This is a genomic window from Faecalicoccus sp. LCP19S3_E2 (assembly GCF_052121255.1).
GTDB lineage: Bacteria > Bacillota_I > Bacilli_A > Erysipelotrichales > Erysipelotrichaceae > Faecalicoccus.
Map to the genome: position 1 here is coordinate 1 of NZ_JBQKEP010000008.1, position 13616 is coordinate 13616.

Sequence of the window (13616 nt, forward strand, 5' to 3'; positions counted from 1 at the left end):
TAGAATATCAAAATATAAGGAATCACTTAAAAACAAAGCCCAATCAGCATAATACCAATTGGGCAAGAATTTTTACTTATTTAATGTGTCCACTTGACAGGGACCAGATCATATGATTCTCTGTCTTTTTAGTTATAAAATACTGATTTAGAAATGATCACTCCCTTTCAGAAACGATAGATGACAAAGTTCATTCTACGTACTTTCATCTATTCCGTACAGATTTTAAAATAGAGGGTCATAAAGATGCTTCAACTTCTAATAAATCCATGCTTTCTTCTATATATGATTGCTGTCGTTTCCGGAGACACAGTAATATGGTAATAGCATAAAAACAGACAAAAATAACGGCATTACACCGCTACTTTTGTCTTATATTCATGTAAGATTTGTTTGAGATCCTCCATGGTCTGCATACCGGAACAAAGGTTTTTAAATTCTCTGGCATTGGGTAAACCCTTTAAATACCAGGAAGCCAATCCTCTCATCTCACGAATCGCAATAGACTCTCCTTTGGTATCTGCCAGTCCTTGTGCATGATCTAGACAAATTTGAATGCGATCTTCGATTGAAAACTCATGTTTTTGTCCGGTTAAAGAATCCACGCATTCTTGAATCAAGAATGGATTTCCGATAATGCCTCGTCCGATCATAACACCATCGCATCCCGTTTCATTCATCATGTGATGGAAATCTTCCACACTTCGTACATCCCCATTGCCGATGACAGGTATCGAAACCGCATCTTTTACCGCTTTGATATAAGACCAGTCGGCTTTTCCTTCATACATTTGAGAGCGTGTTCGACCATGTACCGCAATGGCTTGAACGCCGACTTCCTCCATGGCCCTGGCCAATTCTACACAATTGATATGATCTTTATCAAAACCAATACGCATCTTTACGGTCACCGGTTTTGATACGCTCTGTACAACTTTTGCCATCAATTCTTTTGCGTATTCAATATCTTTCATCAAATAACTTCCGGCTTTCGCTTTGATCACTTTATTGACCGGACAGCCCATATTAAAATCAATGATATCGCAATCTGTCTGCGTATCCATAAATTTTGCCGCATATACTACGGTATCCATATCATGACCAAAAAGCTGAAAACTGACAGGATGTTCATGGGAATCACACTGGCACATTTCAAAAGTTTTTTTCGAGGCATAATACAGAGCTTTGTCACTGACCATTTCATTACAGACAAGTCCTGCTCCGAATCGTTTTGATATTCTTCGAAACGCAATATTGCTGACACCGGCAAGCGGAGCAACCACGACCGGATTTTCAATGTGAACCTTTCCTATATCAAACATTTTTTTCATGTCTTTTATCCAAAATGCTCTGTAATTCCTGTTCGGTAAATTCATAACGCTCATTACAGAAATTACAGGTCACTTTTGCTCCATGATCTTCCTCTATCATTGCCTTTAAATCCTTTTCATGCAGTGTGGACAGCGCTCTTTCCATACGTTCTTTGGAACATGGGCAGGAAAAAGAAACCTCCTGCACTGATAAAACATGAGCATCTTCAAACATATCTTTGGCCAACTGTTCCAGGCAGGAATCATCGTATTCCTTCATCAATGTACTCATTGGTTTTAAGCCTTCCAAAACATGTTCGCAAATGGATATATCTGTATCTGTCGCATCCGGTAATACCTGCAAAATCAAAGCGCCGGCACTGACGACATTACCGCTTGGATCCACCAACACACCGACACTGACCGCCGTAGGCGTCTGCTCACTTTTCGTAAAATAATACGCAAAGTCTTCTCCGATTTCTCCGCTGACAAGTTCAACGGTTCCGGAAAAGTTTTCCTGCATGCTTAAGTCTTTTGTGACCGTTAATGTACCCTCTTTTCCGACAACTGCTCCAACGTCCAGCTTTCCACTTCCCTTTAATTCTGTATCTACATGTGGGTTGGAACAAAAACCACGTACACTTCCGTCATGATAAGCATCTACGATCAAGGAGCCAATCGGGCCGTGTCCATTGATCGAAATTGTCAGCATCTCTTTTTCATCCTTCAACATGCTTCCCATCAAAGAGCCTACGGATAAAACTCTTCCCAATGCGGCACATGCGCAGGGATACAAATCAAAACGATCTCTTGCCTCCTGCACCAAATCTGTACTTCTCACCATATAAAGGCGAATATGGTCCTGACAAACTAAAGCTTTGCATAAAGTATCTTTCATTTTCTTTCCTCCAAAAGAAAAGACGTTCAAAACGCCTTAACTTTTCTTTTTTGTCAATTCATTCAGGGCATCATCCAAATCCTTTTGTTCGACTCCCTGTTTTGGTAATGGCGGAACTTCTGGTCCGCTTGTTTCTTCCGGTGTTTCCGATGTTTCGGTTTTTGTTTCCGGATTATCCAGAGTACCATAATTCATCAAATTGTTGATTTCTTCATTCGTCAATGTTTCATGTTCAAACAAGTTTTTCGCAATCAAGTCTAAAAGATCACGATTTTCCGTTAAGATCTTTCGACACTGTGTATGACACTCATCAACGATGGCACGCACTTCTTTATCGATTTCATCAGCAACTCCATCCGAGTAAGAACTTCCCTGCGTATAATCACGTCCTAAGAAGACATTTCCCTGTGGATCGGCATACTGAATTGGTCCTAAAGAAGACATACCGTAAACACGAACCATGTTTTTCGCAATCTTTGTCAACTGCTCAATATCGTTTACAGCACCGGCGCTCACTTCGCCAAAGACTAGCTCTTCGGCCGTACGGCCCCCTAAAAGACCAGTAATACGCGCAATAAACTCACTTTTACGATGGAAGTATTTTTCCTCACGCGGTGTCATTAAGTTATATCCACCGGCTTCGCCACGTGGAATGATCGTAACTTTTTGTACCATATCGGCATCTTCCAGCTTCAAGCCGATTACCGCATGTCCGGCTTCATGATACGATACCAGCATCTTATCTTTTTCTGTATATTTCTTGCTCTTTTTGGCCGGCCCCATCATTACACGGTCAATCGCTTCATCCAAATCATTCATCGTGATTTGTTTTTCTTTTTTGCGCACTGCCAGAATGGCACCTTCATTTAACACATTGGCAAGATCGGCCCCGGAAAATCCCGGTGTTCTTTTCGCCAGATTTTCCAATGAAACATCAGTAGAAAGCTTCTTGTTTCGGGCATGTACCTCTAAAATTTCCTTTCGGCCTTTTACATCCGGTAAGTTAACGGTTACACGTCTATCAAAACGTCCGCTTCGCAACAAAGCCGGGTCAAGTACATCCGGACGGTTGGTTGCCGCAATCACGACGATACCGATATTATCGGTCATACCATCCATTTCTACCAACAATTGGTTCAATGTCTGTTCACGCTCATCATTTCCACCGCCCATACCGGCTCCACGCTGACGCCCTACGGCATCAATTTCATCGATAAACACGATACATGGTGCGCTCTTCTGCGCATTCTTAAACATATCACGGACACGGCTGGCACCCGTACCGACAAACATTTCGACAAAGTCAGATCCGGAAATCGAGAAGAATGGTACGTTAGCTTCACCGGCTACCGCTTTGGCAAGCAGCGTTTTTCCGGTTCCCGGCGGACCTACCATCAAGATTCCTTTCGGGATATGCGCTCCCATATCGGTAAACTTCTTCGGGTTTTTCAGATAATCTATAATTTCTTTTACTTCTTCTTTTTCTTCTTCACATCCTGCCACATCTTTAAAACGCGTCTTTACATTCGACTCCACACGGGCTTTGGATTTGGCAAACTCAAATGCTTTGTTGCTGCCGCCACCGCCCATTTTGGCAAACATGATATAGAAAAAGACTCCTATAATCACTAACGGTAGTATATTGGACAACAATGTGATCCAAATACTGGATTGGTTTGGATCTTCTACCGTAATTTCTCCACCATCATCCGTCAATGTTTCATTCAACCATTCCATATTGGATTCTGAATAAGGAATGATCACACTGTAAGATATTTTTTCATCATGACGAGAATAGGTTCCATTCACATGGATGATATTAGAGGAAATGGAAACACGGCTGTCACCAAAATCCGCATCTTCCGCTATTTTTTCAAATTGTGTATAATTCATTGTCCGTGTAGATCCTTGTGAACTGTAAAAGAACAGAGACAAGACGATCATGATCACAAACAACGTAGGCAAATAATTGATCCATTTTTTCATGGGCATCCTCCTTGGTTACTGGTAAACTTCAGGTTTCAGTATTCCTATGTAAGGTAAATTCCGATATTTCTGGTTGTAGTCTAAACCATAGCCCACTACGAATTCATTTGGTACAGGGAAGCCTGTATATTCTGCTTCGATATCCACAACTCTACGCTCCGGCTTATCTAACAGACTGACAACTTTAACATCCTTGGCCCCTTTTCGCAAAAGCAGCTTTTTGACCTCTTTTAAAGTTCGCCCTGTATCAACGATATCTTCTACGATCAAGACAGGACGTCCTTTACAAGAAAGGTCCATATCTTTGTCAATGCGCACATCTCCGATTGATTCAGTACCATCATAAGAGCTGACAGACATAAAGTCGATTTCACAGGCAAATGTGAATCGTTTGATCAACTCTGCCATAAACGGCACACTTCCTTTTAACAATCCAACGATGATCGGAATTTCTCCTTTCGCATTATAATCATTTTCAATTTCCTTTGCGAGTTCTTCGCAGCGTTCTTCAATTTGATCTTCACTAATCAAAACTTTTTGAATATCCTTACTGATCATAACATAATCTCCTTAAGATACGAATTTCATTGTATCATAAAAGCATTCGGTTTAACACTAAAATGTTGGACATCACAGCCTATTTTTGGTACAAAAATGATTCTTTTCTTACTGTTTTCTACAACCAGCCAATTTTTTCGTAAAATCCTTGGAATCTTTCTATCGATGAAGATGCGATGGATCTTTTTGGTTCCCCAGACCATTTCGATCTTATCGCCGGCCTGCACACTACGAATGGTCAGGGGAAAGTCCTCCGGATAGAGTGTGATCCCTTCAATTTTCCTTCCCGTTTTTTCAATAGAAAAGCCTTCATATTGACCATATTTCAAAGAAGTCAATTGAATGAAAACCGGATTTTTTTTCTTTTGAAGATACAGCTTTTTATGATAGCTTTCCAGATCGTAATCACCCAGATCGATCAAAGTATCACTTTGCAGCTGCTTCATCAAATCCATACATTCCCTTTTGGAAAACCTTTTTTGTGTGCATCGAAAGAGCCATTCTTCCAAAAATAACCAATCCGGCAAAGAATCCACACTTTGATCCCAAGTATCCAAAAATAAAGAAATCTGTTCTCTTTTTTTATTCCATTCTCTATTTTCTTTTTCGATCGTATGAAGCCATTCCTCTTTTTGGTCTTCAGAGAGTGTATCTACCAAGGAATGACGAATTTGATTGCGGGTATAATCATCCTTTAAGTTCGATTCATCGATTCCAAAAGGAATCCCATGGTCCAAACAATACTGCATACATTCTTTTTTACTGAGGCCAAGCAAGGGACGGCAAATACGTATTCCTTTATACATACTTTCGACTTTCAAGCCATAAGTTTCACAAAGCATATGCCGTTGTTTCTGAAAGAAATAGGTTTCCAACAGATCATCTTTTTGATGCGCAACATAAATTGTATCAATGTGATATTTCAAAGCCAGATCGACAAAAAAATCATAACGCACCTGCCTTGCCCAAGATTGAAAGTTACCAGCTTTCTCTTGTTTGGGCGCATATACAAACAAAGGAAGATGATGTTGATCACAAAAATTGCGAACAATCTGTTCATCGCGATCTGCAGTATCTCTTTTATGGTAATTGACATGTGCCACAATGACTTTTTTATAACACAGCTTTGCCAACAAAGCCATGCTGTCAGGGCCGCCTGAACAAGCCACTATTCCTTGATATTGAACCATGCAACTATTTTATCATCCTTTTTGAAATGCTCCAATGCATTCGCATACGCATTTTAAAATTTGTTGAAACTGTTTACCCTTTGGATCGATATGTCCTTTGACATCAATAATACGTGCGGTATTGATCCATTTGGCATCATTTAAAAAGAGACACGATTCTTTGTAAAGGCCCGAAATCTCTCCCAATGCGAAAAGATGGCTCTTCATTTTACGAATCGGTTTCCCTGTCATCGGCACTACAAACGCTTTATGGTGTTTAAACGCAAGAATCAATCCAAAATGCTGATAACCAATCTCCATTAGGTAGGCCTGTCCAAAATCTATAAAACAAATATCGCCTTTACGAATTCGTATCTCCGGTAGTATTTCTTTATAGTTATATGTCTGTTTTCTTTGACAAAAATTCAACTTTGAAATCATATAATCATACACTTCATTCGGATTTAATGCCTTCAACATTTCCATTTCCTCTTTTTTTGCCTGATGAATCAATTGTTCTAGGGCACAAGCAGAGATGCCATATTCTTTTTGTTTAAGCCATTCTTTTGGTTCCATATTCTAATCAAAACAAAAAGATGTGACCAAAAAATGACACATCTCTATTTTTTTCGCTTATTTTTTAAACGTATCCCCTGCGCCTGTATCCAATGGCTCACACTTAGAATGGGATGATAATGGTTGGAGATCATTGATGATTTTTCAATAAAGAGTTCTACTCCAAACAGGATGACAAGCATCACAAAGAAGCCAATCGTTCGATTGATCATGTAAACAAAGGCACTGACACCGAATAAAGAAGTCACCCCACATAGGATAATTACTGTATTGCGATGGCCAAACTGCCGCATCAAAAGATGATGAAGATGGCTTTTATCAGCCTGCATAAAGCGTTGTCCTTTTAAGGTTCTGCGCAAAATGGCAGACAATGTATCAATAATGGGAACCATCAAAATCAGTACCGGCAAGGCAAGTGTCATGATCGTACTGGATTTAAAGCCCATGATCGATATAGTGGAAACCATGAATCCCAAGAATAGCGAACCACAGTCGCCCATAAATATACTGGCCGGATGGCAGTTATATACAAGAAAGCCTAAAATGCTGCTGGCAAGAATGAATGCCAAAGACATGATATCAAGACGTCTTTCGATGATAGCCATACTGCCAATGATGATCAGCACAATAACACACAATCCACCGGCAAGTCCATCTAAACCATCAATCAAATTAACCGCATTTGTGATGCCGATGATCCAAATCAAGGTAAACAGAACAGAAAAGATACCGATATCGATCGTTATGCCAAATGGGAGTCGAATGATATCAACACGAACCCCAAAATATATCGCAACAATAGCGGCAATCAGTTCCAGAAAAAGCTTCATACGCGGTTTTAGATCGATCAAATCATCAACCAGTCCCGCAAAAAACATGATACTTCCGCCAAGAATCACACCATTGATCGTTGAATCCACCTCAATAAACAAAGAAGCAACCACGATAAAAGAAAGATAGATGGCTACCCCGCCGATTCGGGAAATCAAGCCATGATGTACTGTTCTTTCATTTTCCTTAGCATAGGCTTTAGCCAAAACGGAATATTTTTTTACAAGTGGGGTCAGGATCAAGCTACCCAAAAACGCTAACAAGATCCACTGCAGATCGATCATCCCTTCAGCTCCTTCATCGTATTGATGATATCATATTCCGGAGTGTTTGTATGCAGTATCGTACAACCAAACGCCTGTTCCAAAAGCTGTCTTAATCCAAAACAATGTGCCAGCCCTCCACTTAAAAGGAAGCCATTTTTCAACAGTGCTTCTTTCATCTGCAAAGGTTGTTCCTTAAAACACTGTTTGGCCCAAAGTACGATCTGCTGCTCTATCATTTCCATTCCCGGCCACAGATCCCAGGCACTGATGGAAATTCTTTGCATATGTTGATAACGATCCAGTGCTGTGCAGGAAAGACGCACATTTTGATTTTTCCAAAATGCATCGCTCGCCGCTTTTTTTAATGCCATCGCATCTTCATTGGAAATCAGACAGTTGGTTTTTGTCGCAACGATACGTTTGATCTGCTCATCCATACGACTTCCCGCAAAAAATATCTTCTTATATGATCGGCAAGTTCCGTTCACATAAATTCCCATTTCCGTATAAGAATGACCGGCATGAATTAAAAAACAAGCTTCTTTGGTCTGCAGTAAATCCATATTCGTGATGAACTTCACTTTTTTGATACCACTATCTAATAGAATGTGCTGCCATTTTGTGCGGTAGGCTTCATCATACCAATTGGGAACTGCCATCCAAATGCATGGCTTTAACAAAGATTGATCCGCCTGCAAGACATTCATACAGTTTTCAATCAGAGAATGAATCATGGAATCCACAGAGTCTTCCCAGATCGGATAACGTATCTGCATCAAAGGATCCTGGTAGATGCAGGAAATTGCCTCCTGTCCATAGAATAAAGGCTGATTATTTTTTACGGCAACGATCGTTCTTGTTTTGGCATCGGTATGTTTGGAACAATCATGCAAACGCAATTCATAAGCACCCGCATCTAATAAAAACCAGCGTTCAAACATATTTAAACACCCAATCCGTTATAGATCGTCAACGCTAATATGGCCTGTGTACAAAGATACGATAAGGCCAATGCGCATAAAAACATCAATAATGTCACTTTCGCAGGCTGTTTCACACGACAGAACTTATCGAACTGCACGGCACTGATCGCATAAAAACTCAACACAAAGCACACAATATATAAAATAATTTCTATGATTGAATTGGCCATACTTCCTCCTAACCGATCGTAACGATCTGACTGAAATAGCCTTGATTTGAAAAATATTTCTGTGTCTGTAATAAAAGTTCCTGATTGAATGAAAAGCCCATCAGACAGGAACCGGAACCGGTCATCATGACGCGATCCAAGCCAAACTTTTCCATCGATTCCTTTAATTCCTTTAAAGATGGCTGCAACATAAATGCTGGTGTTTCCAATGCGTTCTGCATCGTCCTTATCAAAGAATTATAGTCTTTTTGTTCAATGCATTTCTGAATTTGTGATACATCTATAGAACATTGATCTCCACTCTCCCAAAGTTGGAAAGCCTGAGGGGTCGATATGCCAAACGATGGTTTGACTAAAAGGCAAGGCAATTTCCAATCGGTTGTGATGCATTCGATTTTTTCTCCGATTCCTTTGACTCTGGCGAATCGATTAACCATACAAAAAGGGACGTCAGCGCCAATACGAGCCGCAAGCTTTAATTGCTCATCCAACTCCATAGAAAGTCCTTCCATGGCACAAACAGCCTTAAATACAGCAGCTGCATCAGCACTGCTGCCGGCTAGTCCGGCTTGATCGGGAATATGCTTGATCACATGAATCTGATAATGAGGCAGATCCGGCTTTTTCTCTTTTAAGACCTGTAAGGTTCTGTGAATGGTTGAATTTTTTGGAAGAATCATGGTATCGCATGTAATCAAATCTTGTTGGGATGGATGGATTTCTATTTCATTATATAAGGAAACCGGTGCCATGATCATATCAAGTTCATGATATCCGTTTTCCATGATTCCCACTACATCTAAAGCGAGATTCACTTTTGCCTGTGCCTTTATTTTCATGCCAACACCTCATACAACAAAATAAAATCGTCTAAACTTAATTGCTGTGCTCTTGTATTCAAAGGAATACTCGCCTTAGCAAGCACTTCCTCTGCTTTTTTCTTATCTTTTAACCACTGGCCTAAATTGTTATAAATGGTTTTTCTTCTCTGCTGAAAACAAGCTTTAACCATCTCAAAGAAGAAATCTTCATTTTCTACACGATATTTATGATGAAAGGTAAACTGCACGACCATCGAATCCACATTAGGCTTTGGCCAAAATACATGGCGCGAAACATCCATGATCTTCTTTACATCACAACGATATTGAGTAATTACACTCAACGCATTGTATTCACTTTCACAATTGGTAGCCAAAAAACGTGCGCCCACTTCCTTTTGCATCATCACGGTAATCCGTTCAATCGGCTCTTTGGCTTCAAATAATTTAAAAAGAATAGGAGTCGTAATGTAATACGGCAAGTTGCTGGCAAAAACTACTTTTTGATGATCCTTACGTTTAGATGCGATCAATTCATCAATATCTATACTTAATACATCCTGTAAGATGATTTCCAGATTTCCATCAATTTCCCGTTTTAAGATTTCCGGCAGTCTTTCATCAATTTCCAAAGCGATAACACGATCGGCTCTTTGGCATAAAAACTGTGTCAAGGCTCCAATCCCCGGTCCGATCTCAAAGACTAGCTCCGAAGGATCTTCTATAGCTGCCTGTGCGATCTTTTCCACGACCTTAGGCTCTATGATAAAGTTTTGTCCATAGCTCTTTTTCGTAAAGATTTGATATCTTTCCTGAATCTCTTTTGTCCTTTTGATCGTCGCAATCGGCTGCATACTCATTCTTCCTCAATTTCTTTTCTTGTCACTTTCATCTGATTCAAGCGTTTAAAGCATGTCTTCGCATTACAAGGCCCGATATGAAACTTCTGACAAATCTTCTCTCTTCTTTGCGCACTGTCAGCTAAGCCTGTCAATCCCAAATCTACAAACTCTTCCCAGCTTAACGTGCTGACACCTTGTTCAAAAGTAACCACATGGCATAGCGATTCCCATAAATCTTTTTGCGAAGCATGTTCTACACCGACCTTTTTTGTCGTTCTTGCCTTGTATTTATCAATAAACGCATGTTTACAATTTGGTATATGCTCTTGTATCATTCTTCGAATGTGTTCTCCCGGATGATCGGGATCGGTAAAAATGATGACACCTCTTTTTTTCTGTGCCTCTTTGATTCTTTCAATCGTCTCCCTTTGAAGTTGATCTCCACCTGTTTCAATCGTATCACAATCGAAATAAGACTGAAGCCGATTTGTATCATTTTTCCCTTCCACAACGATGATTTCCTTGATTTTTTGTTTCATAGATAATAAAAAAGAGAAGGCAGCGTCATAATGGGGTTTGTTCGGGGTTTGAACAGGTGACGGCCGTTTCTCTTTTATTTACCCCCTTAATCGACAACCATTATAGCACGGTTTATAAAGAACTCAAATATTCCATCTTTTGTTACAGCGATAAATTCCGTATAATAAACATATAGACATGAAAAGAAAAGTATGTGTTCTTTCCTATTATATAAGGAAAAGGATTATAAACCAAAATATTGACAATTCTTTTGTTTTCATGAATAATACTCAAGGTTTGAAAAAAAGGAAGTGTGTCGTATGTATGATGTAATCATTATTGGAGCAGGCCCCGGCGGTATTTTCTCAGCCTACGAACTGCTCAAAGAAAAACCGGAAGCTAAAATCGCAATCTTTGAAACCGGTGGACCATTAGAAAAAAGAAAATGTCCGATCGATGGAGAAAAGATCAAATCCTGTATCCACTGTAAGACTTGTGCCATTATGAATGGTTTTGGAGGGGCTGGTGCCTTCAGCGATGGAAAATACAACATCACCAATGAATTCGGCGGTGACTTGTTCAATTATGTCGGACATAAACAAGCCATCGAACTGATGGAATATGTCGATCAGATCAACTGTGAATATGGCGGTGCCCAGACAAAGCTGTATGTCAACACACATACAGAAATCGCCAAAAAGTGTCTGCAGCACAATCTGCATCTTTTAAAGGCAAACGTGCGTCATTTAGGTACGGATATTAACTATATTGTGCTGGGAAATCTGTACGATATCCTAAAAGAAAAAGTCGATTTCTATTTCTATACACCAGTTGATACCGTTGAAAAAACAGAAAGCGGCTATGAAGTCGTTTGTCAAAATCAGAAGCGATACCAGGGACATCGCTGCATTATTTCGACCGGTCGTTCCGGAAGTAAATGGATGGAGAGTGTTTGCTCAAACCTTGGTATCAAGACCGAAAGCAATCGTGTGGATATCGGTGTACGTGTTGAACTGGCCGCCGATACCTTTAGCGAGCTGACTGATTCTTTATATGAATCCAAGATTGTGTATCGATCCAAAAAGTACCAGGATTTGGTTCGTACTTTCTGTATGAATCCTCATGGTGTCGTGGTTAACGAAAACACTAACGGTATCGTCACCGTAAATGGACACAGCTATGAAGATCCGGCAAAATACACCAACAACACCAATTTTGCTCTGTTGGTTTCCAACCACTTTACTGAGCCGTTCTCCCAAAGCAACCAGTATGGTGAATCGATTGCCCGTCTTTCCAATATGTTAGGCGGCGGTGTCATCGTCCAGCGTTTTGGTGATCTAATCCGTGGTCAGCGTTCTACACCAAGTCGTATCGCATCCGGATTTGTAAAACCAACCTTAAAGGCAACACCGGGGGATCTGTCTCTGGTCATTCCAAAGCGCCAGTTGGATGATATCATCGAAATGATCTACGCATTGGATGAAGTCTGTCCGTCAACCGCAAGCGATGATACTTTGTTGTATGGTGTGGAAGTCAAATTCTACAATATGCAGGTACAGGTGGACAAACGCTTAGAAACATGTCATAAAGGATTGTTTGTAATCGGGGATTGTTCCGGTGTTACCCACTCCTTGAGCCATGCCAGTGCCAGTGGTGTTTACGTCGCAAGAGAAATTGCCAAAGAGCTTTAAGACTTGATAAAGTCAAGGATATCGCAAATCACGGTATCCTTTTTTTCTTCCTGTAATATTTCGTGTCGCATATGCGAATATACTTTTTCTTCGATCGTATCGTATCCTTGTCTACGCATGTCATCTTCTGCCTGATGCAGTTGTTCTACAGAGCCAATGACAGGATCGTTTTCTCCTGCCAGAAACAAAATCGGAAGAGTGGGATTTTTAACTTTCCAGCCTTTTCCATCAAATGTTCTTTTCACCATCAAAAACAGATTTTTAAACCCATTCAACGTAAAGATAAAACCATCTTTTTCTTCTGCGTTATACGCCATCACATTATGCATATTTTCCGATAACCAGCGATTCTCATGGATTCCTTCAAATTTTCGATCATATCCACCAAAAGCCAGAGATTGAATAAAATGACTGCGGTGATGCTTACCAAAACATAAGCTTAAAACGTTTGTCAAAAAAAGTGCTGCTGTAACTAGTGGATTTTTAACGACCGGTCCGGAAAGAATCAGCTTGTCGATTGTATCATCATACTTCTTACAATACAGACGCGCTACCAGTGTTCCCATAGAATGTGCAAATAAAATAACCGGAACTGATGGAAATACCTGTCTGACATGATTGATCACATCTTTGACATCTTCCACGATATAATCCGCATCCTCCTCATAGAAATAGCCATAGTCATCCTTTGAACATACGCTTTCTCCATGCCCTCTATGATCATAGATCAGTGCCGCATACCCGTCTTTCGCACACGCCTGCATAAAATCAACATAACGCTCTTTATGTTCGGCCATACCATGTAAAATCACGATGACTCCCTTTAACGCAGTATCTGGCTGGATCAACAAGGCCGACAAGGCAAGTTCATCACTTGAAGATGATATTATAAATTCTTTTGTATTCATGATAAACCTCTTTCTTGTTTCTATTGAAACACGTATTATTTACATTTACAACTGCAATTTTGCGATCATTTTCTACTATTTTTAGAAA

Annotated in this window: 14 protein-coding genes; 1 reads left to right on the forward strand and 13 read right to left on the reverse strand. The window is 40.1% G+C overall.

Translation table 11 applies throughout. The annotated features are described in order from the left end of the window. Positions 1-353 precede the first annotated feature (353 nt). The 12 genes from dusB to rnmV are packed head-to-tail and all read right to left on the reverse strand — an operon-like array spanning position 354 to position 10949. On the reverse strand, positions 354-1322 hold the full coding sequence (gene dusB / locus ACTQX6_RS08250) for a tRNA dihydrouridine synthase DusB (protein ID WP_117446071.1): 969 nt from the start codon (positions 1320-1322) through the stop codon (positions 354-356). Next, positions 1315-2208: an Hsp33 family molecular chaperone HslO gene (gene hslO / locus ACTQX6_RS08255; protein ID WP_117446053.1), complete on the reverse strand. Its 894-nt coding sequence runs from the start codon at positions 2206-2208 to the stop codon at positions 1315-1317. Before hslO ends, dusB begins: the two co-directional genes overlap by 8 nt. 36 nt (positions 2209-2244) lie before the next feature. Next, on the reverse strand, positions 2245-4194 hold the full coding sequence (gene ftsH, locus ACTQX6_RS08260) for an ATP-dependent zinc metalloprotease FtsH (protein ID WP_117446054.1): 1950 nt from the start codon (positions 4192-4194) through the stop codon (positions 2245-2247). Between the two features lie 15 nt (positions 4195-4209). Then, a complete protein-coding gene (gene hpt / locus ACTQX6_RS08265) occupies positions 4210-4752 on the reverse strand; it encodes a hypoxanthine phosphoribosyltransferase (RefSeq protein WP_181965588.1) in 543 nt (180 codons plus the stop codon). Positions 4753-4778: 26 nt separating this feature from the next. Further along, positions 4779-5942: a tRNA lysidine(34) synthetase TilS gene (gene tilS, locus ACTQX6_RS08270; RefSeq protein ID WP_117446055.1), complete on the reverse strand. Its 1164-nt coding sequence runs from the start codon at positions 5940-5942 to the stop codon at positions 4779-4781. A gap of 12 nt (positions 5943-5954) precedes the next feature. Then, the gene (locus ACTQX6_RS08275; RefSeq protein WP_294689171.1) at positions 5955-6497 is read right to left on the reverse strand and encodes a hypothetical protein; all 543 of its coding nucleotides are present in this window, start codon (positions 6495-6497) and stop codon (positions 5955-5957) included. A gap of 44 nt (positions 6498-6541) precedes the next feature. Then, positions 6542-7612 carry an MraY family glycosyltransferase gene (locus tag ACTQX6_RS08280; RefSeq protein ID WP_294689170.1) on the reverse strand — a complete coding sequence of 357 codons (1071 nt, stop codon included), beginning with the start codon at positions 7610-7612 and terminating at the stop codon, positions 6542-6544. Beyond that, entirely contained in the window at positions 7609-8535 is a 927-nt protein-coding gene (locus ACTQX6_RS08285; protein ID WP_294689169.1) for a rod shape-determining protein, read from the reverse strand. The genes ACTQX6_RS08280 and ACTQX6_RS08285 overlap by 4 nt, the downstream gene beginning before the upstream one ends. Positions 8536-8537: 2 nt before the next feature. After that, positions 8538-8747 carry a DUF1146 domain-containing protein gene (locus ACTQX6_RS08290; RefSeq protein ID WP_117446060.1) on the reverse strand — a complete coding sequence of 70 codons (210 nt, stop codon included), beginning with the start codon at positions 8745-8747 and terminating at the stop codon, positions 8538-8540. Between the two features lie 8 nt (positions 8748-8755). Continuing rightward, positions 8756-9586: a 4-(cytidine 5'-diphospho)-2-C-methyl-D-erythritol kinase gene (ispE, locus tag ACTQX6_RS08295; protein WP_294689168.1), complete on the reverse strand. Its 831-nt coding sequence runs from the start codon at positions 9584-9586 to the stop codon at positions 8756-8758. Beyond that, positions 9583-10422: a 16S rRNA (adenine(1518)-N(6)/adenine(1519)-N(6))-dimethyltransferase RsmA gene (gene rsmA, locus ACTQX6_RS08300; protein WP_259295328.1), complete on the reverse strand. Its 840-nt coding sequence runs from the start codon at positions 10420-10422 to the stop codon at positions 9583-9585. Before rsmA ends, ispE begins: the two co-directional genes overlap by 4 nt. Positions 10423-10424: 2 nt before the next feature. Then, on the reverse strand, positions 10425-10949 hold the full coding sequence (rnmV, locus tag ACTQX6_RS08305; RefSeq protein ID WP_168966639.1) for a ribonuclease M5: 525 nt from the start codon (positions 10947-10949) through the stop codon (positions 10425-10427). Positions 10950-11249: 300 nt separating this feature from the next. On the opposite strand from rnmV, the gene ACTQX6_RS08310 reads away from it, so the two are divergent. Then, positions 11250-12620, forward strand: a complete 1371-nt coding sequence (locus ACTQX6_RS08310) for an NAD(P)/FAD-dependent oxidoreductase (protein ID WP_294689167.1) — start codon at positions 11250-11252, stop codon at positions 12618-12620. Here ACTQX6_RS08310 and ACTQX6_RS08315 read toward each other — a convergent pair. Continuing rightward, on the reverse strand, positions 12617-13528 hold the full coding sequence (locus ACTQX6_RS08315; RefSeq protein ID WP_294689166.1) for an alpha/beta fold hydrolase: 912 nt from the start codon (positions 13526-13528) through the stop codon (positions 12617-12619). The two genes, ACTQX6_RS08310 and ACTQX6_RS08315, sit on opposite strands and share 4 nt — an antisense overlap. Positions 13529-13616: the final 88 nt, after the last annotated feature.